This window comes from Streptomyces sp. NPDC057253 (assembly GCF_042669125.1).
Lineage (GTDB): Bacteria > Actinomycetota > Actinomycetes > Streptomycetales > Streptomycetaceae > Streptomyces.
This window is the reverse complement of sequence record NZ_JBHUXV010000012.1, coordinates 91825-113827: the sequence shown is the minus strand read 5'-3', so window position 1 is coordinate 113827 and position 22003 is coordinate 91825. Positions and strand designations below refer to the sequence as shown.

Below are 22003 nucleotides of genomic sequence, written 5' to 3'. Positions count from 1 at the left end.
GCCCAAGGGTATGGTCCACTTCCATGGCGAAACCCTGGGCCACTTTCGGCGTCGACCTCCACCTGGAACCCTCCGGCGGGGGCATCCGGCGCGGCCTCACCGACGCCCTGCGCGAGGCCGTCCGCACCGGCCGCCTCGCCCCCGGCACCCGCCTCCCCTCCTCCCGCTCCCTCGCCGCCGACCTGGGCATAGCCCGCAACACGGTCGCCGAGGCCTACGCCGACCTGGTCGCCGAGGGCTGGCTCAGCGCGCGACAGGGGTCCGGGACGAGGGTGGCCGAACGGGTGGTGGGGCCGGTGGCGGGTGGCGGGGTGGTTGGTCGGGGGGAAGGTGCGGTTGGTCTGGGTGCCGGTGCTGGAGGCTCTGGTGGTGCTGGAGGCTCTGGTGGTGCTGGTCCTGGTGCCGGTGCTGGGGTCTCTGGCGGTGCTGGTCTTGCCGCCGGTGCTGGCGCCTCCGGCGGTGCTGGTCCCGGCGCCGCTGCCGGTGTCGTTGCCGGCGCCTCCCGTCCGCGCGGTGCCGGTGGTCCGTCGCCCGGGTCCGTCTCCCGGCCCGGTGTCGCCGGGGCGCCCTCAGCCCCGGAACCCGCCCACCGGCGCACCCCCGCGCTCCCACCACCACCCGCGCTCCGACCCGCCTACAACCTGATCCCCGGCACCCCCGACCTCGCATCCTTCCCGCGCACCGCGTGGCTCAAGGCCGCCCGCCGCGCCCTCGCCGACGCCCCCTACCAGGCCTTCGACTACGGCGATCCGCGCGGCCGAATCGAACTGCGCACCGCCCTCGCCGGCTACCTCGCCCGCGCCCGCGGCGTACGCGCCGACCCCGATCGCATCGTGGTGTGCGCCGGGTTCTCGCACGGCCTGCGCCTGCTCGGCGCGGTGCTGCGGGCCCGTGGCGCACGCACGGTCGCCGTGGAGTCGTACGGCCTCGACGCGCACTGGAACCTGCTCGCGGCCGCCGGTCTGCGCACCATCCCGCTGCCGTTCGACGAACGCGGCACCGACCCGGGGCAGTTGACCGACCAGGGCGCGGTGCTGCTCACGCCCGCCCACCAGTTCCCGATGGGCGGCACCCTGCACCGCGACCGGCGCGCGGCCGTCGTCGACTGGGCCCGCCGCACCGGAGGGCTGGTCGTCGAGGACGACTACGACGGCGAGTTCCGCTACGACCGCCAGCCCGTGGGCGCCCTCCAGGGACTCGACCCGGACCACGTCGTCCACGCGGGAACCGTCAGCAAGTCCCTCGCCCCCGGCCTACGGCTCGGCTGGCTGGTGCTGCCGCCCGGCCTCATGGCGGAGGTCCTGAAGGCCAAGGGCGGCATCGACACCTGCGGCTCCCTCGACCAGCTGACCCTCACCGAGTTCCTGACCTCCGGCGCCTACGACCGCCATGTGCGCTCCGCCCGGCTGCGGTACCGGCGCCGCCGTGACGCTCTGGTCGCCGAGCTCGCCCGCCGGGCCCCCAAGGTCCACGCCACCGGGATCGCGGCTGGTCTGCACGTGGTGCTGCGGCTGCCCCCGGGCACCGAGCGGCAGGCGCTGCGGGCGGCGGCCTGGCACGGTCTCGCCGTGCACGCGCTGCACCGCTACCAGCACCCCGAGGCCACGCTCGAGCGCAGCGACGCACTCGTCGTGGGCTACGGCACCCCGCCGGACCACGCCTGGTCGGGAGCGCTGGAGGCACTGTGCGCGGTGCTGCCCGAATGACACGGCCCATTCATTTCGGCGACGGGCTCCCTGCCCGCTTCACGAAGGCCGTTGGCGCTCGGGATCCGCCGGTGCCTCCCCGAACCTGGCCAGCGCCAACGCCCCCGCGACTGCCACCACGAAGCCCAGCGCCGCCACCCACGCCATCCCCTCCCGCGTGCGGTCCCCGAGCCACACCACCCCCACCAGTGCCGGCCCGATCGTCTCCCCGATCACCATCCCGGCGGTCGCCGTGGTCACCGAACCCCGCTGCAACGCCGACGTCAGCGCCAGAAAGGCCGCGCCCCCGCCGACAAGGAGCGCATAGGTCGCCGGGTCGGCCACCAGATCCGACGGCGCGAGCGAGTCGATCAGCCGGACCGACACCTCGACGACCCCGAACCCGAACCCCGCCCCCAGCCCGAGCGCCAACGCCCGCCCCCGCTCCGGCAACCGCCCGCCCAGCAGCGCCAGCCCCAGCACCGCCAGGGCCGTCCCGAGCATCGCGAACCCGAGGCCCGCCGGCCCGCCGCGATCCCCCTCCGTCCCGGACGCGATCCCCAGCAGCGCCATCCCCGCGCACACCACCCCGACCGCACCCCATTCGGCCCCGCTCAGCCGGACCCGCAGCAGCCGCGCCGAGACCACCGCGGTCACCGCGAGACTCGACGCGAGCGCCGCCCCCACCGCGTAGATCGGGACAGACCGCAACGCGGCGATCTGCAGCAGGAACCCCAGCCCGTCCAACGCCAGCCCCGCCAGATACCGCCACTGCCGCACCGCCCGCAGGAACAGCGTCACCGCGAACGCCGACCCCTCGCTGTCACCGCCGTCCGAATCTGCCGTCCGCGTCGCCATCGCCTGCAACACGGTGGCCGTCCCGAAGCAGACCGAGGCCCCGAGGGCGCACACCATTCCAAAGAGCACAAAGTGACCTTAGGGGAGGCAGTGAAGGGTGGCCCGAATTCGGACGGGCTCTTACTGATCTCTAAGCTGTCCGCCGGACAACGCACACCAGGCCCAAAGCCTGACCAACGGGGAGACACGAACATGGCGGACGCACGCCGACAACTTCGCTCGGGCACCATCGCACTCGGCGGCGTGGGGCTGCTCGCCGCGGCCCTCACCGCCTGCTCCTCCGACCCCGACAAGCGCTGCGTCGACCGGGACAGCTACACCCTCGGCAAGGGCTACCAGGTCGTCGCCGACAAGAACTGCAAGTCCGCCACCTCCGTCAACGGCTCCTACTACTACGGCGGCAAGAAGAAGGGCAGCTGGGTCTCCGGCGGCTCCTTCACCAAGAAGTCCGGCAAGAGCTCCGGCAGTTCGTCCAGCAGCGGCGGCAGTGGGGGCAGCGGCGGGGTCGACCGCGGGGGCTTCGGCAGCGGAGGCGGCGACGGTGACGGCGGTGGCGTCGGCAAGGGCAGCTCCGGCGGCTGAGGGCCGATCACCATGCGCCGTCACACCATCGCCCCGCGCCCGGGCTGGCAGCAGACCGTCGAATCCCAGGGCCTGATCTACCCGCTCACCCGCCATCCCGACGACTCCCTGCGCCCCTACTGGGACGAGAGCGCCTACTACTCCTTCACGCTCCCCGAAGTGGAGGCTTTGGAGGAGGTCGTCGAGGAACTCCACCGCATGTGCCTCGCGGCCGCCGACCACATCGTCACCGCGAACCGCTTCGCCGACCTCGGCATCACCGACCCGCGCGTGGCCGATGCGGTCGCCGAGGCCTGGCACCGGCGCGCCGAACTCCCCTCCGTCTACGGCCGTTTCGACCTCCGGTACGACGGCGAGGGCCCGGCCAAACTCCTGGAGTACAACGCCGACACCCCCACGTCCCTCGTCGAGGCCGCCTCACCCCAGTGGTTCTGGATGGAGGAGCGCTTCCCGGGCGCCGACCAGTGGAACTCCCTCCACGAACGCCTCGTCGCCGCCTGGAAGAAGCAGGCCTCCCTCCTCCCGCCCGGCAGCCCCCTGCACTTCGCGCACTCCTCCGCCGACGAACTCGGCGAGGACCTCATGACGGTCGCCTACCTCAAGGAGACCGCCGAGCAGGCCGGCCTCACCACCGACTGGATCTCCATGGAGGAGATCGGCTGGGACCCGCTTTCCGGGCGCTTCGTCGACAACCAGCTCCGGTTCATCCGCAGCTGCTTCAAGCTCTATCCCTGGGAGTGGCTCACCACCGACCGCTTCGCGGGCCACGTCCTCGACACCCTCGACAACGGCGGCGGCACCGGCAGCACCCTGTGGATCGAACCCGCCTGGAAGATGCTCCTCAGCAACAAGGCGCTCCTGGCGATCCTCTGGGAGCTGTACCCGGACCACCCCAACCTCCTCCCCGCCCACCTCGACGGCCCCCGGGACCTGGCCACGACCACCGGCTACGTCGCCAAGCCCTTGCTGGGCCGCGAGGGCGCCGGAGTCACCATCCACGAACCCGGCACGACCGCCGCTCCCCGCGAAGAAGCCTGCTGCTACCAGGAACTGGCCCCCCTGCCCGACTTCGACGGCAACCGGGTCGTCCTGGGCGCATGGGTCGTCGAGGACGAGTCGGCGGGGCTGGGCATCCGGGAGTCCTCGGGCTTGATCACCGACGAGTACGCCAGGTTTCTGCCGCACGTGATCCTTTGAGGGGACGGCGATGGCGCGTCGGTGAGGGCGGGTGGGTTTTGGGGCTCTGCCGGAGGAGGGCCCGGCTGACCGGCCCCGGCCTCCCGAAGAGACCGGGCGAGAGGGCGTGACCACGAGCCGTCCCCGAGGTCAGGCAGCACCGCCTCTGAAAACGCGTTGTCGCCCCGCGCCCCAGCGCGCTACCGTCGGCGCACTCTGACGCACACGCTCTCCAGAACCATCGCCGCAGAACGGGAGCAGGCCCGCGCACAGCGCGCGGTGTCACGGAGGGGCGGCACCGGATCCGGCCGACCGGCGGATCCCGTACGCCCTCCAGAGGACACTCCCATGAACATCGGCCTCGGCCTGCCCATCGACGACCCCGCCCAGCTGCTCACCTGGGCCCGGCGCGCCGACACCGGCCCCTTCCGCACCCTCGGCCTGCTCGACCGTCTCGTCTACGACAACCCCGAGCCCCTCGTCACCCTCGCCACACTGGCCGGTGCCACGTCCCGCGTCCGCGTCCAGACGGAGGTGCTCCTCGCCCCCCACCACAACACCGCCCTGCTCGCCAAGCAGACCGCGACCCTGGACCGCCTCTCCGGTGGCCGCTTCACCCTCGGCATCGGCGTCGGCGGCCGGGAGGACGACTGCCTGGCCGCCGGCATCGACCTCCGCCGCCGGGGCCGCCGCCTCGACGAACAGATGACCCTGCTGCGCCGCACCTGGTCCGGCGAACCGTACGGCGAAGGTGTCGGCCCCATCGGCCCCGCCCCCGAGACCCCCGGCGGCCCCGAGGTCCTCTTCGGCGGGTTCGCCCCCGCCGCCCTCGAACGCGTCGGCCGCTTCGGCGACGGCTTCCTCGGCGCCGCCCTGCCGCCCTCCTTCATGGCCAACCTGTTCCGCGACGCCACCACGGCCTGGCAGAAGCACGGCCGCCCCGGCCGCCCCCGCCTGGTCGCCCAGGCGAACGTCGCCCTCGGCCCGGACCCCACCCTGGACCGGGCCCGCCGCAGCCTCCGCGACTACTACGCGTTCAGCGGCCACGTCGAGTACATGGAGGCCGGACTGCTCACCACCCCGCAACAGATCCGCGAGGCCACCGACGCCTACTTCGGCATCGGCGCCGACGAGGTGATGCTCTACTGCTGGGCCCCGGACCCCGACCAGATCGACCGCCTCGCCGACCTGCTGTTCTGACGTCGTCCACCGCCCCGGCAGCGAGGTCCGCAAGCCCCGACGGGCCTCGCTGCCGTCGCTCGCATGGTGGACGCCACCCAGGAGCCGTTCCGCCTGCCCGGTAGGCTGGCCGACAGGCCGTGACTGGCGCGCTGGGATGGGACGGACCATCGGGGAGCGGCCTGTGAATGACCAAGTGCCGTGCGCCTGGGCCGAACCGTGATCCGTGACCGCTTCAGCCACGCAGCCCGGAGGCCGCCATGTCAGAGCAGCAGCCCCTGTCCCCCGAGTCCACGGCCTTCCGCGCCGCCCTCGACGTGATCCGTGCCGTCGAGCCGCGCGTCGCCGACGCCATCGGCCAGGAGGTCCACGACCAGCGCGAGATGCTCAAGCTGATCGCCTCCGAGAACTACGCCTCCCCGGCCACGCTCCTCGCGATGGGCAACTGGTTCAGCGACAAGTACGCCGAGGGCACCATCGGCCGCCGCTTCTACGCCGGCTGTCGCAACGTGGACACCGTCGAGTCCCTGGCCGCCGAGCACGCCAAGGAGCTCTTCGGCGCCCGCCACGCCTACGTCCAGCCGCACTCCGGCATCGACGCCAACCTCGTCGCCTTCTGGTCCGTCCTCGCCCAGCGCGTCGAGGTGCCCGCCCTGGAGAAGGCCGGCGCCCGCCAGGTCAACGACCTCTCCGACGCCGACTGGGCCGAGCTCCGCCAGGCCTTCGGCAACCAGCGCATGCTCGGCATGTCGCTGGACGCCGGCGGTCACCTCACCCACGGTTTCCGCCCGAACATCTCCGGCAAGATGTTCGACCAGCGCTCCTACGGCACCGACCCGAGCACCGGCCTCGTCGACTACGAGGCCCTGCGCGCCTCGGCCCGCGAGTTCAAGCCGCTCATCATCGTGGCCGGCTACTCGGCCTACCCGCGCCTGGTCAACTTCCGCATCATGCGGGAGATCGCCGACGAGGTCGGCGCGACTCTCATGGTCGACATGGCCCACTTCGCCGGTCTCGTCGCCGGCAAGGTCCTCACCGGCGACTTCGACCCGGTCCCGCACGCCCAGATCGTCACCACCACCACCCACAAGTCCCTGCGGGGCCCGCGCGGCGGCATGGTGCTGTGCGACGACTCCCTCAAGGACCAGGTCGACCGCGGCTGCCCGATGGTCCTCGGCGGTCCGCTCCCGCACGTCATGGCCGCCAAGGCCGTCGCCCTCGCCGAGGCCCGCCAGCCCTCCTTCCAGGACTACGCCCAGCGCATCGTCGACAACTCCCGCGCCCTGGCCGAGGGCCTGATGCGCCGCGGCGCCACCCTGGTCACCGGCGGTACCGACAACCACCTCAACCTGATCGACGTCTCCTCCTCCTACGGCCTCACCGGCCGCCAGGCCGAGGCCGCCCTGCTGGAGTCGGGCATCGTCACCAACCGCAACGCGATCCCGGCCGACCCTAACGGCGCCTGGTACACCTCCGGCATCCGCATCGGCACCCCCGCCCTGACCACCCGGGGCCTCGGCACCGCCGAGATGGACGAGGTCGCCGGTCTCATCGACCGCGTCCTCACCACCACGGAGCCCGGCACCACCAAGTCGGGCGCGCCCTCCAAGGCAGCGCACATCCTCGATGCGAAGGTCGCGGACGAGATCTCCCACCGGGCCACCGACCTCGTGGCCGGCTTCCCGCTGTACCCCGAGGTCGACCTCGGCTGACCCTTCCTCTCTTGAGTTGTCAAAGAACGGTGACTCCTAGAGATCGATGAGTTCCTGTCGTGGTTCCTCCCGCGGCGGTCCGGCTCCCGGCCGGGCCGCCGCGCGGCGTATCAGCCGGGTGCCGCCGACCCCGGCCGCGAATCCGACGGCGAGCCCCGGCACCGCCCACCAGACACCGCGCGGGTCGGCGCCCCGGCTCCTCTGACCGCCCCCGAGGTGTCCCTCGCCGGTGTCGCCCAACAGCCCTGCCCGGTCCAGCTCTTCGAAGACGGTCCGCTCTGCCCGGTGCCAGCGGATGTCGTCGTCCTCCCGCTCCGGGGCCGGATCCGTGCGCACCCACGGTGCGCCGTCTCCCGTCAGGAACAACTGGTCCTGGCGCTCCACGGCCACATCACCCCCGGGCGCCGAGTCCGTCCGCGGCCAGCCGCCGACACCCGTGAGCCCCCACACCACGGTGATCCGCGCCGGCGGATAACGGCCCTCTTCCCAGGTGTCCGACACCCGCTCGGTGCCCGCGTACGTCGGCTCCAGCAGCTCCCACAGGCGGGCGAAGTACGGCTCGTCGGAACGCACCGCCTCCGTCCGGCCCGTGCCACCGGTGACCACCATCGCCAGGTCGGGCCCGTCGAGGTCCGCTCCCCACGCCGCCGGTGTCGCCGCGGCGGCCGCCGGAGCTCCGCACACGGCCACCGCCAAGACGGCCGGTGCGAGCGCCCATAACGCCCCGCGCGGCCCGAGCCGCAGCCCTCCGTGTCTGTTCCGCACAGCATCCCCCTCGATCGACACAGCCTCGCTATCTCAAGCTCGCGAACACCTCCCTTCGTCACACATCACGCAGTTCCTGCCGCGGCCCCGGCTCCCGGCGCGGGCGCTCGCACCGCATCCGCAGCACCAACGGCCGCAGTGCCAGGGCCAGTACCGCACCTGCCGCCAGGCCGGGAAGCGCCCACCACCACCCGGTGCCGTCATCCGCCGTCGCGGACGAACTCCTGGACACCGGCGTCTCCGCCGCACTCGGAGCCGCCTCCTTGGCGCCGCCCGTCACCTCCTGCTCCGGTGCCGGGAAGATGGCATGGCCCTCTCCGGAGGCCTCGCCCATCAAGCCCAAGTCCTTGAGCAGGGATCGCAGTTGGACGGGGTTCTCGGTGCGGTGCCAGAAGCTGTTCACCGACTCCGGCACGTTCTCCACGGTGTGTATCCACACCTCGCCCTTGTCCGCCGAGGGGAAGACCTGGTCCAGTCGCCAGGGTGAGACGTCGTGCAGCATCCAGGTGACGTTGATCTGCCGGGCGGCGAGGAGATTCGCCTCGGGCGGCCTGGTGCGGGTGCCGGCACCGGGAGGGCCGAGCAACCGCTCCAACTTCTCGTACTCCCCGTCGGAGTAGTACAGCGACGCCGTCTCCCCGCTCTCCGGTGAGACCATCAGCACGCTCGTCGGCCCGCCCGCCGACGCGGTGGGCGCACCCCACAGCGTCAGTACGAGCGCTGCCGCCAACGCCCCCAGCCCCGAAGCCAGTTCACGGCATCGGCCCCTCAGGCCGCCCTCATGCCTCTTCATGCCAGACCCCCACCAGACGATCCCCGTGCGCCCCGTCCCCGGGCCGCTTGTCACTTCTGGTACACCGCCCGGCCCGCCGGGGTTCCCACCCCGCGCGCACTATTTCGGGGTCTTCTCGGCACTCCCGTTCACCGGCCCGTCCACGGACTTCGCGATCTTCAGTGCCCGCTCCTTCGACGCCACGCCCTCCAGCCGCAGCGTCACGCTCGCTCCGCCGCCGCGATGGATCCACAGCAGCGTCGGCCCGGCGGTCCGTTCCGTGCGGGTGAAGCGGTCCCCGTCATCGCCGACCAGCCAGAAGCTGAGCAGATGGGGGCGCGGGAACCACAGGGCGTCGTCCTGCACGCCGTCGGCTCCCGTGGGACCGCCCAGCGCGATCCACTCCGGCGGCTCGCGCAACGTCTTGGCGAAGCTGGGGTCGAGTCGCTGCGGGAACTCGTCCAGCCGGATCGTGCTCCCGCCCTCCCGCCAGCACAGGCTCATCAGGAACCGCCCCTGCGGCTCGGCCGTCACCGTCACCGCACCCGGAGTGCCGAGCGCCTTCGGGACCAGTGGCTCGAACCCGGCCCGCCGCTCCGCCTGCGCGAACGACACCGAGCGACCGCAGCCGGGCACCTCGGCTCCCGGCGAGGGCACCGCCGACGGGTCGTACCGCACCTCGACCCCGCCGAAGTCGAACCAGTCCAGGACCGCGGCCCGCACCGGGGGCGTGAGCGTGAGGACCGCCAGGAGCCCGCACAGCGTCGCGGTCAGCGCACGCCACCGTGCCCGCGTCCACCGGCGCACCGCCCGCAGCCGCTCACCCGGACCCGGCGGCTGGGCCACCGGGACCGGAATCCCCTCGGCGAGTATCTGCTCCAGCACCCGCTCCACCATCGACTCGGACCCAGCCGTGCCCGGCGCGTCCAGCGACCGCCCGAGCGCCCGCAGCTCCTCGGGCAACCGGGACCCACGCTCACGCGCGCTCTCGCCGGCGCCCCCGTCGCCGTAGGACTCACTCACGCTCATCACCTCCTTCCCGGGGCTCGAAATCCGGCAGCAGTTTCCCGAGCCTGCGCAGCGCGCGGTTCAGTCGGGACTTGACCGTCCCCCGGGGCCAGCCCAGGGCCTGGGCCGTCTCGGACTCGTCCATCTCCAGCAGATAGCGGTAGGTGACGACCAGGCGGTGCTCCTCGCTCAGCTTCTCCAGCGCGGACTCCAGCGCGGCGCGGCGCTCTATCTCCACCGCCGCCACCGCCGGGTCCGCCGACTCCGGTATCAGCGGCTCGGCCTCGGCGAAGGCCGCCTCGCGGCCGGCGAGGGTGCGCTGGCGCGCCGCCGTCCGCACTGTGTTCCTCGTCTCATTGGCCACGATCGACAGAAACCACGGCTTGAACGCCGAGCCGTCCTTGAAACGGCCCAGCGCGCAGTAGGCCTTGACGAAGGCCTGCTGCACCACGTCCTCCGCGTCCGCCCCCGCCCCGAGCGCGGCGGCCGCCCTGAGCGCGATGCCCGTATGGGCCCGCACCAGCTCCGCGTACGCCTCCGGCTCTCCGGCGCGTACGCGTGCGATCACCGCGGCCTCATCGACGATGCGGCCCCCCTCCCGCGTCCTCACAGGATTGGTACACCGCCCGGACCGAATCGGTTCCCAGCCGTGGCGCTTCTGTTTCCGACCGGTTCCGGATCGGCACCCGACACCTGAGAGAATGGTGAGCATGGCCTCTGATCGACCCCGCGTGCTCTCCGGAATCCAGCCCACCGCAGGCTCGTTCCACCTCGGCAACTACCTCGGCGCCGTCCGCCAGTGGGTGGCCCTGCAGGAGTCCCACGACGCGTTCTACATGGTCGTCGACCTGCACGCGATCACGATTCCGCAGGACCCGAAGGAGCTCACGGCCAACACCCGCCTGGCCGCCGCCCAGCTCCTCGCCGCCGGTCTCGACCCCGAGCGCTGCACGCTCTTCGTCCAGAGCCACGTCCCCGAGCACGCCCAGCTCGCCTGGGTCATGAACTGCCTCACCGGCTTCGGCGAGGCCTCCCGCATGACCCAGTTCAAGGACAAGTCCGCCCGCCAGGGCACCGACAGCGCGAGCGTCGGCCTGTTCACGTACCCGATCCTCCAGGTCGCGGACATCCTGCTCTACCAGGCCAACGAGGTCCCGGTCGGCGAGGACCAGCGCCAGCACATCGAGCTGACCCGCGACCTCGCCGAGCGCTTCAACGGCCGCTTCGGCGCGACCTTCACGATCCCGAAGCCGTACATCCTCAAGGAAACGGCCAAGATCTACGACCTCCAGGACCCGTCGATCAAGATGAGCAAGTCGGCGTCCACGCCGAAGGGCCTGATCAACCTCCTCGACGAGCCGAAGGCCACCGCCAAGAAGGTCAAGAGCGCGGTCACGGACACCGACACCGTCATCCGCTACGACGCCGAGAACAAGCCGGGCGTCAGCAACCTGCTCACCATCCACTCGACCCTGACCGGCACGAGCATCCCGGAGCTGGAGCAGCAGTACGAGGGCAAGCTCTACGGCGCGCTCAAGACGGACCTCGCCGAGATCGTCGTCGACTTCGTGACGCCCTTCCGGGAGCGCACCCAGCAGTACCTGGACGACCCGGAGACGCTGGACTCGATCCTGGCCAAGGGCGCGGAGAAGGCCCGCGCGGTCGCCGCGGAGACCCTCTCCCAGGCGTACGAGAGGGTGGGCTTCCTGCCCGCCAAGCACTGAGCGCCGCACTCAGTGCCGCACAGGCTCCGGCACCGGCCGTCACCATCGACGTCATCGGCCGCCGGGGCGTACCACCGCACACCAGCACCACCGGGCAGAGCGCTGCACATCACTACGCCCGCGCCTGCCCACAACACAGCCGTGGCCGTACAGTCGATAGCCGGACGGCTGGGAACGAATCCGACAGGACGACAGGGACGAACAGGAGACGACGTGGGGACCGTAACGATCGGTGTGTCGATCGCGGTCCCGGAGCCTCACGGCAGCCTGCTCCAGGAGCGGCGCGCGGGCTTCGGCGACGCCGCGGCTCATGGCATCCCCACGCACGTCACCCTGCTGCCGCCGACAGAGGTCGAGGACAGCGCGCTGCCCGCCATCGAGGCGCACCTCACCGAGGTCGCCGCGGCCGGCCGGCCCTTCCCGATGAAGCTGTCCGGCACCGGCACCTTCCGACCGCTGTCACCGGTCGTGTTCGTCCAGGTCGCCCAGGGTGCCGAGGCCTGCACCTGGCTCCAGAAGCAGGTCCGTGACGCCTCCGGGCCGGTCGCAAGGGAACTCCAGTTCCCGTACCACCCGCACGTCACCGTGGCGCACGGCATCGACGAGGCGGCCATGGACCGCGCCTTCGAGGAGCTCGCCGATTTCGAGGCCGAGTGGCCGTGCACCGGATTCGCGCTCTACGAGCAGGGCCCCGACGGGGTGTGGCGCAAGCTGCGGGAGTTCACCTTCGGCGGCGCGATCGTGCCGCCCCAGGCGGGCCACGTGGAGCGCGGCTCCCTGCCGACCAGCCAGCTGTAACTCCGGTTACGGCCGCCACCGATCAGCTGTAACTACGGCTACGGCCACCACTGACCAGCTGTAACTCCGGTTACGACTGCCACCCAGCAGCCGTAACCCCAGTCACAAACCCCACGCAATCCGCCGTACCCACAGTTACAGCGCCAGCCTCCGGAACACCCCCCGCGGCACATGCCGCAGCACCGACATCACCACCCGCAGCACCCCCGGCACCCACACCGTCTCCGAGCGTCGGCGCAGTCCCAGTTCGATCGCCGTCGCCACGGCCTCCGGGGTGGTCGCGAGCGGTGCTTCCTCCAGGCCGGCCGTCATCCTGGAGCGGACGAAGCCCGGGCGTACGACCATGACGTGCACGCCGGTGCCGTGGAGCGCGTCGCCGAGGCCCTGGGCGAAGGTGTCGAGGCCGGCCTTGCTGGAGCCGTAGATGAAGTTGGCCCGGCGGGCCCGCTCCCCGGCGACGGAGGAGAGCACGACCAGCGAGCCGTGGCCCTGGGCCTGCAACGCGCGCGCGGAGGCCAGTCCGGCCGAGACGGCGCCCGTGTAGTTGGTCTGCGCGACCCGGACCGCGGCGACCGCGTCGCGCTCGTCGTGGGCCTGGTCGCCGAGGATCCCGAAGGCGAGCAGCACCATGTCGATGTCGCCCTCCGCGAAGACCTTGCCGAGCACCGCCTCGTGGGACTCGGGGTCCAGCGCGTCGAAGGCGACGGTGTGGACGTCGGCCCCCAGGGCGCGCAGTTCCGTGGCGGCGCTCTCCAGGGCGGGGGAGGGGCGCCCTGCCAGCCACACCGTGCGGGCGCGGCGCACGACGAGACGGCGGGCGGTGGCCAGCGCGATCTCGGACGTGCCGCCGAGGACGAGCAGGGACTGGGGGAGGCCGAAGGCGTCTTTCACGAGCAGCTCCTTGGGACGGCCCACGGGCCGGCAGGGTCGGCTAGAGGGCGAGGCGGCGGGACAGGTCCGAGGTGAACACCCCGCGCGGATCCAGCTCCGCGCGCAGCGCCCGGAAGTCGTCGAGACGCGGGTACATGGCGGCGAGCAGCTCCGGCCGCAGCCGGGAGTCCTTGGCGAGGTAGACCCGCCCGCCGACGGCGGCCACCTCGTCGTCCAGTGCGTCCAGGAGAGGGCCGAGACCGGGAAGGCGTGCCGGAAGGTCCAGGGCCAGCGTCCAGCCCGGCACCGGGAAGGACAGCCAGCCCGGGTCGGCGTCCCCGAACCGCTTCAGGACGGCGAGGAAGGACGGGCACCGGTGGCCCGAGACCCGCCGCACGATCCGGTGCAGCGCCTCCTCATGGCCGTATCCGACGACGAACTGGTACTGCACCAGTCCGCCGCGGCCGTAGACCCGGTTCCAGTGGGGCACGCCGTCCAGGGGATGGAAGAAGGCGGGGATCCGCTGGAGACGGCCGGTGCGCGCGCGAGGCGCCTTCCGGTACCAGAACTCGTTGAACAGCCCCACGGTCGTGCGGTTGAGGAGTCCCTCCGGGAGGAACGCGGGCGGGGCCGGGAAGCGCGGGGTCCGGAAGGCCAGCGGGTCCCTACGCGCGCGTGTGCCACCTTCGGGCGCCCCCGAAGACCTCAGTGCGTCCAGCGGAGCGTGGTTCCCCCTCGTCAGCACCGCCCGTCCCGTCGCCGCACCGCGGGCCAGCAGGTCGATCCAGGCGACGGAATAGCGGTACGCCTGATCGGTCGCCGTCAGACGTGCCATCAGGTCGTCGAGGTCACGCGCGCGTTCCGTGTCGACCGACATCAGTGAGGTCTCGACCGGCTGGAGCTGGACCGTCGCGGTGAGGATCATCCCGGTCAGGCCCATGCCACCGGTGGTCGCGTCGAACAGGGGCGTGCCCCGGCGCACGGTGCGGATCTCGCCGTCGGCGGTGAGGAGTTCGAAGGACAGCACATGGCGGGAGAAGGAGCCGGACACATGGTGGTTCTTGCCGTGGACGTCCGTGCCGATCGCGCCGCCGACGGTGACATGGCGGGTGCCGGGCGTCACGGGCACGAACCAGCCGAGCGGCAGCAGCACCTCCATCAGCCGGTGCAGGGAGACGCCCGCGTCGCACAGCACGGTGCCGCCGTCCGCGTCGATCGCGTGGACGCGGTCCAGGCCGGTCATGTCGAACACCGCGCCGCCGGCGTTCTGTGCCGCGTCCCCGTACGCCCGCCCCAGGCCTCTCGGAATGCCCCCTCGGGCCCCGCAGCCCCGGACCGCGGCCACGGCCTCCTCGTAGCTTCGGAGGCGGGTCAGACGGGCCACGGTGGGGGCGGTGCGGCCCCAACCCGTGACGGGAACGGTGTCGGCAGACATGCCGGTGACCGTATCGCCGCTATGGCTGCGATTCGTCCGTAAACATCCGCACTCTCCCCGAAATGGGTGATTAATGGGATGTCGCTCAATATTGCCGGAGTTCGGGTCGTGGTCCCGTGAACAGTGAGTCCACATGGACGGCATGGACAGCGCGCGCCGGGGCGCCTGGATGCGTGGTACGACAGGCCCCCGGGAGCACGCATGACGGAAACAGCGCCTCTCCGCAACGCGCCCCGTTCCACACTCCTGGAACAGCGCACCCCACCCCGCAGCACCCCACCGCCCCGCCCCCGCACCCCCGCCGGCCTCCTCCGCGGCCTTCTCAGGGCGGCCCGCCCCAAGCAGTGGGTCAAGAACGTCCTCGTCGTCGCCGCCCCGGCCGCCGCGGGCCGGCTCCTCGACCCGCACGCCCTCCCGCGACTCGCCCTCGTCTTCGCCCTCTTCACCGCCTGTGCCGCCGCCGTCTACCTGATCAACGACGCACGTGACGTCGAGGCCGACCGCGCCCACCCCGCCAAGCGCCACCGCCCGGTCGCCGCCGGACAGGTCCCCGTACCCCTCGCCTACGCCGTCGGCGGCGCCTTGGCCGTCCTCGCGCCGGTCGCGGCGGCCCGGCTGGCCTCGCCCTCGGTCGCGGCGCTCCTCGCGGCGTACATCGGCATGCAACTGGCCTACTGCGTCAGCCTCAAGCACGTCCTCGTCGTCGACCTGGCCGTCGTCACAACCGGCTTCCTGATGCGGGCGGCGGCGGGCGGTCTGGCGCTCGGCATCCCGCTCTCGCGCTGGTTCCTGATCACGACCGGGTTCGGCGCGCTGTTCATGGTGTCGGCCAAGCGCTACTCCGAGGCCGTCCAGATGGCCGGGAAAGCGGGCGCCACGCGCGCGTTGCTCACCGAGTACACCACCGGCTATCTGCGCTTCGTCTGGCAGCTCGCGGCCGGGGTCGCCGTGCTCGGCTACTGCCTGTGGGCACTCGAGGACCACCACGGCCCGCACGGCGGCCTGCTGCCCTGGCGGCAACTGTCCGTGGTGGCCTTCATCCTGGCGATCCTCAGATACGCCGTCTTCGCCGACCGCGGCACGGCGGGCGAGCCCGAGGACGTCGTCCTGGGCGACCGCGCCCTCGCCCTCATCGCCCTGATCTGGCTCGCGATGTACGGCCTCGCGGTGGCCAAGTGGTGATCGCCGGGGACACGGGAAGCGGCACGGGAACTGTCACCCTTGCGCATTTTCGGGGTACCCGCACATCGGTCGTCCGCACGGAGGGCAAGATCCGATCATGGACTGGCTGAAGAGACTCCCCGTCGTCGGGCCGCTCTGGGTGCGCCTGACGGCCACGCACGCGTGGCGGTCGTACGAGCGGCTGGACCGGGTGAAGTGGACCCGGCTGGCCGCGGCGATGACGTTCACCAGCTTCGTCGCGCTGTTCCCGCTGCTCACCGTGGCCGCCGCGATCGCCGCCGCCACGCTCAGCACCGAGCAGCAGAACGAGCTCCAGGACAAGATCGCCGACCAGGTGCCCGGCATCTCCGACCAGCTGGACGTCGGCGCGCTGGTCCAGAACGCCGGCACCGTCGGTCTCATCGCGGCCGCGGCCCTGCTGTTCACCGGCATCGGCTGGGCGGGGTCCACGCGCGAGTGCCTGCGCGCGGTGTGGGAGCTGCCCGACGAGGACGAGAACGTGATCCTGCGCAAGGGCAAGGATTTCGGCATCCTGGTCGGGCTCGGCGGCGCGGTCCTGGTCACGATCGCCATCTCCACGGTCGCCTCCGCGATGGTCGGCTGGATCACCGACCAGCTCGGCATCGACCGCGAGGGCTGGGGCAGCCTGCTCCTTCAGGCCACCGCCTTCGTCGTCGCCGTACTCGCCGACTTCCTGCTCCTGCTGTACGTCCTGACGCTGCTGCCCGGCGTCGAACCGCACCGCCGCCGGCTGTTCGTCGCCGCGCTGACCGGAGCGGTCGGCTTCGAGCTGCTGAAGCTGCTGCTGAGCGGCTACATGCAGGGCGTGGCGACGAAGAGCATGTACGGCGCGTTCGGCGTCCCCGTCGCCCTGCTGCTGTGGATCAACTTCACGTCGAAACTGGTGCTGTTCTGCGCGGCATGGACGGCGACCGGCAGCAAGGCGCAGGAGCTGGAGGACGCCGACCTCGAGGCCCAGGAGCTCGAGGCCCAGGAGCTCAAGGACCAGCAGCTCAAGGCCCAGAACGGCAACGACCAAAAGCTCGACGCCCAGGACCGCAACGACCAAAAGCTCGACGCCCAGGACCGCAACGACCAGGAGCTCGACGCCCAGGAACCCAGCGCAGGAGAACCCAGCGCAGGGGAACCCAGCACCCAGGAACCCGACGACCAGAACCGCAAGCAGCCACAGCTCAAGGACGCGAAGAGCGGCGACGTACCAGATCGGGCAGCGGCCAGCGGCGGTTGACGAGAAACGCTCCGGCCGCGAGCAGCACCAGCAGCCCACCGGTGACCGCGACGGCCGTCCACACGCCTCCGGCGCCGCCGTCGGTCGTGGCGGACGCGACGGGCCTCGCCGACGCCCCGGAGTCCCCCGAGCCGTCGGAGCCCGCGGACCCGCCCCCGGCCTGGCCCGAGGACCCCGGCTGGTTGCCGGACTGCGCGGCACCCTTCGGCGGCACCAGCTCACCCACCGGCTGCACCTTGCCGGCCGCCTTGAAGCCCCAGTCGAAGAGCTTCGCGGTCTCCTTGTAGACCTCGTTGTGCGCTTCCTTCGACGGATTCATGACGGTGACGAGCAGCACCCTGCCGTTGCGCTCGGCGACGCCCGTGAAGGTGGCGCCCGCGTTGGTGGTGTTGCCGTTCTTCACCCCCGCGATGCCCTGGTACTGCGCGATGTCGTAGTCGCCGCTCAGCAGTCGGTTGGTGTTCTGGATCTCGAAGGGCTTGCGGACGGTCTTGCCCTTCTTGTTCTTCGTCGTCGCACCCGGGAACTTCGCGGTGACCGTCGAGCAGTACTCGCGGAAGTCCTTCTTCTGGAGTCCCGAGCGGGCGAAGAGGGTCAGGTCGTAGGCGGAGGAGACCTGGCCGGGAGCGTCGTAGCCGTCGGGGCTGACCACGTGCGTGTCGAGGGCCTGGAGCTCCTCGGCGTGCTCGTTCATCTCGGCGACGGTCTTGGCGACGCCCTTGTTCATCGCCGACAGGACGTGCACGGCGTCGTTGCCGGAGCGAAGGAAGACGCCGAGCCACAGGTCGTGGACCGTGTACGTCTCGCCCTCCTTTATCCCGACCATGCTGGAGCCGGCGCCGATGCCCGCGAGGTCGGAGGGGACCACCTTGTGCTTCTCGGTCTTGGCGAACTTCGGCAGCACGGTGTCCGCGAAGAGCATCTTCATGGTGCTGGCCGGAGGCAGCCGCCAGTGCGCGTTGTGCGAGGCGAGCACCTCGCCCGACTCGGCGTCCGTGACGATCCAGGAGCGCGCGGTGATGTCCTTGGGCAGCACCGGGACCCCGCTCGCCAGATTGACCTGGGTGCCCGCCCGGCCGAGCCGCGCGCCGCCCACGGTCGACATCTTCGCCGGGGGAGTGACCGAGGGACTGGCACTCGGCGAAGCACTGCTCTTCGAAGCACTGCTCTTGGAAGCGCCCCCCGGCGAGGGCGAAGGACTGGGAGCCGCGAGCGCGAGGGGCGCGGTCAGCGCGAGGGACGACAGGGCGGCGGCGGAGGTGACCAGCAGGGATCGCCCGATGGTCTTCTTCTGGGGAGCGGACACGTTCAGGAACGTACATGGCGCGGAGGGTGAAGTCCCACCGCCCTCCCCGCCCCGGCCGCTGAACCGGACAGCGGTCCGCGATACTGGACCCATGAAGCTCAGCCGCCCCGTCTCCTGGTTCCTGCTCGCTTTCGGGGTGTGGAGCTGGATCATCTGGATCACTTTCGTCAAGAACCTCGTCAAGGACGCCAGCGGACTCGCGTTCGACGACGCGGGTGACCCGACGGGGTACTTCTGGGTGCACCTGCTGCTGGCCGTCGTCTCCTTCGTACTGGGGACGGTCGTCGGGCTCATCGGGTTGCGTGGACTGCGCGCACTGCGCGGGAACTCACAGCCGACCCCGGAGAGTTGACACAGCGTGATCATCGTTTTCGCACTGCTCGCGCTGGCCGTCCTGGTGACGGCCAACTGGTACCTGTGGCGCCGCCTGTTCCGCGACACCACCCGCGGCCCCGGCCGGGCCCGCCGGGTGGGCGCGGCGGTCATCGGCGGCGGCTGGGTGCTGGCGATCGGTGCCCTGGTCGCGGAGCGCTCCGGCGCCCCCTTCTGGCTCCAGCGCGTGCTCGCGTGGCCCGGCTTCCTGTGGCTGGCGCTGTCGATCTACCTGCTGCTCGCGGTCGTGGCGGGTGAGGTCGTACGACCCCTGCTGGGACGTTTCCTCGATCACCGGGACAGGCGTCGCGACCCGGCCCCGACCGCCGTACCGCATCCGGAGCCGGTACCGGCGGGAGCCGGAGCACCGGCGGAGGAGCGCCGCGAGACCGAGGGCGAGGCCCTGAGGCCGCCTCAGAAGCCCCGAGAATCCGGACCGGCCCCCCAGGCCCCCGGCACGATCACCCACGCCACAGCCTCGTCCGAAAGCCCGGGAGCCCTCGAAGCCCCCGAAGCCCCCGGAACTCCCGGGACCCTTGGTACTCCCAGAACCCCCGGTACTCCCAGAACCCCTGGCACTCCCGGACCCGCCGGAACCCCCACCCGCCGCCTCTTCGTCTCCCGCATCGTCGCCGGCGCCGCCGCCACCGCAGCCCTCGGCACCGTCGGCTACGGCACCTACGGCGTCCTCCGTGGCCCCAGCGTCAAGCGCGTCACCGTCCCGCTGGCGAAGCTCCCGCGCGGGGCGCAGGGTTACCGGATCGCGGTGGTCAGCGACATCCACCTGAGCCCGGTGCTGGGGCGCGGCTTTGCCCAGAAGGTCGTCGACACCATCAACGCGACACAGCCCGACCTGATCGCGGTCGTCGGCGACCTGGTCGACGGCAGCGTGAAGGACCTGGGCCCGGCGGCCGCCCCCCTCGCCGGGCTCCGCGCACGGCACGGCTCGTACTTCGTCACCGGCAACCACGAGTACTTCTCCGGCGCCGAGCAGTGGGTCGAGGAGGTACGGCGGCTCGGCCTGCGCCCGCTGGAGAACGACCGCACGGAACTGCCGTGGTTCGACCTCGCCGGTGTCAACGACATCGCGGGCGAGAGCGAGGGCCAAGGCCCCGACTTCGCCAGGGCGCTCGGCGACCGGGACACGGCACGCGCGTGCGTGCTCCTCGCCCACCAGCCGGTCCAGATCCACGACGCGGTCGACCACGGCGTCGACCTCCAGCTCTCCGGCCACACCCACGGCGGCCAGCTCTGGCCCGGCAACCTCATCGCGGAGGCCGCGAACCCGACGGTCGCCGGCCTCGAACGCTACGGCGACACCCAGCTCTACGTCAGCCGCGGCGCCGGTGCCTGGGGCCCGCCCACGCGCGTGGGCGCCCCCTCGGACATCACAGTGATCGAACTGGCGTCGAAGCAGGCCTGAACGGCCGCCCACGCACCCCCCGGCACTCCCACGGCACTCCCACGGACCCTCACGCGAAGACCCTGTGAGGACCCTGTGAAACATGGCCGAAACTTCTCGCGGTAACGTCTTGTCCAACTTGACAAATCCCTCTTCCCCCAGGTGAAACACCTGTGATTAGGTGATCCGCGCCACTAGGGGGTGGCATGTGCACTGGGGCCCACAGGGGTCCGGGGAGGGCAAACCGATGCGGTCGGTTCGCATGCGGATTCTCGCGACGCTGCTTGTTCTGGGGGCCGTGGGAGTAGGCGGCTGGCAGTTGCTCCCGTCCGACGGGAGCGCGGGCCGGACGATCAAGGTGGGGACGACCGACGAGGTCACCTCGCTCGACCCGGCGGGTGCCTACGACGCCGGTTCCTGGGCGTTGTTCAACAACGTCTTCCAGTCACTGCTGGCCTTCGAGCCGGGCAGCGCCACACCCGTGCCCGACGCCGCCGAGAGCTGCGGCTTCGAGGGCAGCGGTCTGCGCACCTACCGCTGTGTGCTGCGCGAGGGCCTGAAGTTCCCGAGCGGCCGCGAGATGACCGCCGAGGACGTCAAGTACTCCTTCGACCGGGTCAAGAAGATCAACTCGGACGTCGGCCCGGCCAGCCTGCTGGACACCCTCCAGTCGGTCCAGGCCAGTGGCCGTACGGTCACCTTCAAGCTGTCCACGCCCGACGCCACCTTCCCGTTCAAGGTGGCCACGGGCGCCGGGGCCATCGTCGACAGCAGCAAGTACCCCGCCAACTCCCTGCGCAAGGACGACGAGGTCGACGGCACCGGACCGTACGAGCTGACGTCGTACACGAAGGGCAAGAAGGCGGTCCTCACGCCCAACGGCGACTACAAGGGCGAGATCAAGGGCGCCGGCCGTCCGGTCGAGCTCGACTACTACGGCAACTCGGCCAAGCTGAACACTGCCTGGAAGGCCAAGCAGCTCGACGTCGCCTACCGCCAGCTGCCGCCGAACGTCCTCGCCGGACTCAATCCGAGCGACCCCGGCCAGCGCGTCTCGGAGGCCGACAGCTCCGAGATCCGCAACCTCTACCTCAACACCCGCACGGGCAAGCCGCTGCACGAGACCAAGGTGCGTCAGGCCATGGCCTGGCTGATCAACCGCGAGCAGCTGGCCGCCTCGGTGTACGAGGGGACCGTCGACCCGCTCTACTCGCTGATCCCGACCGGCATCACCGGCCACACCACGTCGTTCTTCGACACCTACCCGCAGCCGAGCGTCAAGAAGGCGCGCGCCCTGCTCGCCGATGCCGGTGTGACCACCCCGGTCAGCTTCACCTACGGCTACGGCCTGAACAGCGGTTCCGCCGCCGCGGAGGCCAAGGAGCTCAAGGAGCAGCTGGAGCAGGGCGGCCTGTTCAAGGTGACGCTCAAGGGTTACGAGTGGACGGACTTCCAGAAGGCCTGGGCGAGCGGGAAGCTGGACGCCTACGCGGTCGGCTGGGTGGCCGACTACCCGGACCCGGACACCTACGGCTCCCCGCTCGTCGGCACCGACGGCACCATGAACACCGGCTACAGCAGCCATGAGGTCGACCACCTCATTCAGGACAGCCGGCGGTACGCCGACCGCAACGAGGCGGAGCAGGACTTCCGCGACCTCCAGGCGGACATCGCGCGCGACGTCCCGGTCATCCCGCTCTGGCAGGCCAAGGAATATGTCGTGACCAGCGAGGACGTCGGGGGCGGCCAGTACCTCTCGGACGGCACGGGTGTCTTCCGCCTGTGGCGCCTCACCTGGATCTGACCCGACGGGATCGCGCCGTGTCCGCCACCTCGCCCGACGCATTTCCATGGAACCGGCATTCGCCCGAGTGACGCCGGGCAGCCACTCCACACAGCACCATGTGACGGAGGTGTGCGTGGGGTGA

General features: G+C 71.4%; 19 protein-coding genes, 1 pseudogene and 1 riboswitch. Of the genes and pseudogenes, 12 read left to right on the top strand and 8 right to left on the bottom strand.

Annotated elements, in window-relative coordinates; translation table 11 throughout:
• The first annotated feature begins 23 nt into the window (after positions 1-23).
• A complete protein-coding gene (locus ACFULQ_RS09585; protein WP_383540496.1) occupies positions 24-1706 on the top strand; it encodes a PLP-dependent aminotransferase family protein in 1683 nt (560 codons plus the stop codon).
• A gap of 39 nt (positions 1707-1745) precedes the next feature.
• Here the strand turns inward: ACFULQ_RS09585 and ACFULQ_RS09580 are convergent, their stop codons facing one another.
• Entirely contained in the window at positions 1746-2600 is an 855-nt protein-coding gene (locus ACFULQ_RS09580) for a hypothetical protein (protein WP_383540572.1), read from the bottom strand.
• A gap of 135 nt (positions 2601-2735) precedes the next feature.
• Between ACFULQ_RS09580 and ACFULQ_RS09575 the strand changes: the two genes are divergently transcribed.
• From ACFULQ_RS09575 to ACFULQ_RS09560, 4 genes are all read left to right on the top strand, one after another.
• Positions 2736-3125, top strand: coding sequence for a hypothetical protein (locus ACFULQ_RS09575; protein WP_383540494.1), 390 nt, complete (start codon positions 2736-2738; stop codon positions 3123-3125).
• Between the two features lie 12 nt (positions 3126-3137).
• Positions 3138-4322 (top strand): glutathionylspermidine synthase family protein, encoded by a 1185-nt coding sequence (locus tag ACFULQ_RS09570; protein WP_383540491.1) that lies wholly within the window; start codon positions 3138-3140, stop codon positions 4320-4322.
• A 327-nt stretch (positions 4323-4649) separates the two neighbouring features.
• Positions 4650-5501 (top strand): LLM class flavin-dependent oxidoreductase, encoded by an 852-nt coding sequence (locus tag ACFULQ_RS09565; protein WP_383540488.1) that lies wholly within the window; start codon positions 4650-4652, stop codon positions 5499-5501.
• Between the two features lie 109 nt (positions 5502-5610).
• A riboswitch (ZMP/ZTP riboswitch) is annotated at positions 5611-5700 on the top strand.
• A 40-nt stretch (positions 5701-5740) separates the two neighbouring features.
• Positions 5741-7192 (top strand): glycine hydroxymethyltransferase, encoded by a 1452-nt coding sequence (locus ACFULQ_RS09560; protein ID WP_383540485.1) that lies wholly within the window; start codon positions 5741-5743, stop codon positions 7190-7192.
• 36 nt (positions 7193-7228) lie between these two features.
• Here ACFULQ_RS09560 and ACFULQ_RS09555 read toward each other — a convergent pair whose 3' ends face one another.
• The 4 genes from ACFULQ_RS09555 to ACFULQ_RS09540 form a co-directional block, all read right to left on the bottom strand.
• Positions 7229-7957, bottom strand: coding sequence for a hypothetical protein (locus ACFULQ_RS09555; protein WP_383540483.1), 729 nt, complete (start codon positions 7955-7957; stop codon positions 7229-7231).
• A gap of 58 nt (positions 7958-8015) precedes the next feature.
• Positions 8016-8750, bottom strand: a complete 735-nt coding sequence (locus ACFULQ_RS09550; RefSeq protein ID WP_383540481.1) for a hypothetical protein — start codon at positions 8748-8750, stop codon at positions 8016-8018.
• Between the two features lie 99 nt (positions 8751-8849).
• A complete protein-coding gene (locus tag ACFULQ_RS09545; RefSeq protein ID WP_383540478.1) occupies positions 8850-9758 on the bottom strand; it encodes a hypothetical protein in 909 nt (302 codons plus the stop codon).
• Positions 9745-10305, bottom strand: coding sequence for an RNA polymerase sigma factor (locus ACFULQ_RS09540; protein ID WP_383540476.1), 561 nt, complete (start codon positions 10303-10305; stop codon positions 9745-9747). Before ACFULQ_RS09540 ends, ACFULQ_RS09545 begins: the two co-directional genes overlap by 14 nt.
• Before the next feature lie 142 nt (positions 10306-10447).
• Between ACFULQ_RS09540 and trpS the strand changes: the two genes are divergently transcribed.
• A complete protein-coding gene (gene trpS / locus ACFULQ_RS09535) occupies positions 10448-11461 on the top strand; it encodes a tryptophan--tRNA ligase (RefSeq protein ID WP_383540473.1) in 1014 nt (337 codons plus the stop codon).
• 213 nt (positions 11462-11674) lie between these two features.
• The gene (locus tag ACFULQ_RS09530) at positions 11675-12259 is read left to right on the top strand and encodes a 2'-5' RNA ligase family protein (RefSeq protein ID WP_383540471.1); all 585 of its coding nucleotides are present in this window, start codon (positions 11675-11677) and stop codon (positions 12257-12259) included.
• 135 nt (positions 12260-12394) lie between these two features.
• On the opposite strand, the gene ACFULQ_RS09525 is transcribed toward ACFULQ_RS09530, so the two are convergent.
• Both ACFULQ_RS09525 and ACFULQ_RS09520 read right to left on the bottom strand, forming a co-directional pair.
• Complete coding sequence (locus ACFULQ_RS09525) at positions 12395-13150, bottom strand: decaprenylphospho-beta-D-erythro-pentofuranosid-2-ulose 2-reductase (protein ID WP_383540468.1); 756 nt, start codon at positions 13148-13150, stop codon at positions 12395-12397.
• 40 nt (positions 13151-13190) lie between these two features.
• Entirely contained in the window at positions 13191-14564 is a 1374-nt protein-coding gene (locus ACFULQ_RS09520; protein WP_383540466.1) for an FAD-binding protein, read from the bottom strand.
• Between the two features lie 201 nt (positions 14565-14765).
• Between ACFULQ_RS09520 and ACFULQ_RS09515 the strand changes: the two genes are divergently transcribed.
• Complete coding sequence (locus tag ACFULQ_RS09515; RefSeq protein WP_383540463.1) at positions 14766-15746, top strand: decaprenyl-phosphate phosphoribosyltransferase; 981 nt, start codon at positions 14766-14768, stop codon at positions 15744-15746.
• Between the two features lie 97 nt (positions 15747-15843).
• Positions 15844-16713: pseudogene (locus ACFULQ_RS09510) on the top strand (YihY/virulence factor BrkB family protein); the annotation flags it as partial.
• A 226-nt stretch (positions 16714-16939) separates the two neighbouring features.
• Here ACFULQ_RS09510 and ACFULQ_RS09505 read toward each other — a convergent pair.
• Positions 16940-18301, bottom strand: a complete 1362-nt coding sequence (locus ACFULQ_RS09505; protein ID WP_383540461.1) for a D-alanyl-D-alanine carboxypeptidase family protein — start codon at positions 18299-18301, stop codon at positions 16940-16942.
• Positions 18302-18392: 91 nt separating this feature from the next.
• Here ACFULQ_RS09505 and ACFULQ_RS09500 point away from each other — a divergent pair, with 91 nt between their 5' ends.
• From ACFULQ_RS09500 to ACFULQ_RS09490, 3 genes are all read left to right on the top strand, one after another.
• A complete protein-coding gene (locus ACFULQ_RS09500; protein ID WP_330264867.1) occupies positions 18393-18653 on the top strand; it encodes an SCO4848 family membrane protein in 261 nt (86 codons plus the stop codon).
• Between the two features lie 6 nt (positions 18654-18659).
• Positions 18660-20096: a metallophosphoesterase gene (locus tag ACFULQ_RS09495; protein WP_383540458.1), complete on the top strand. Its 1437-nt coding sequence runs from the start codon at positions 18660-18662 to the stop codon at positions 20094-20096.
• Between the two features lie 226 nt (positions 20097-20322).
• Positions 20323-21879: an ABC transporter substrate-binding protein gene (locus ACFULQ_RS09490; RefSeq protein ID WP_383540455.1), complete on the top strand. Its 1557-nt coding sequence runs from the start codon at positions 20323-20325 to the stop codon at positions 21877-21879.
• The last annotated feature ends 124 nt before the right edge of the window (positions 21880-22003 follow it).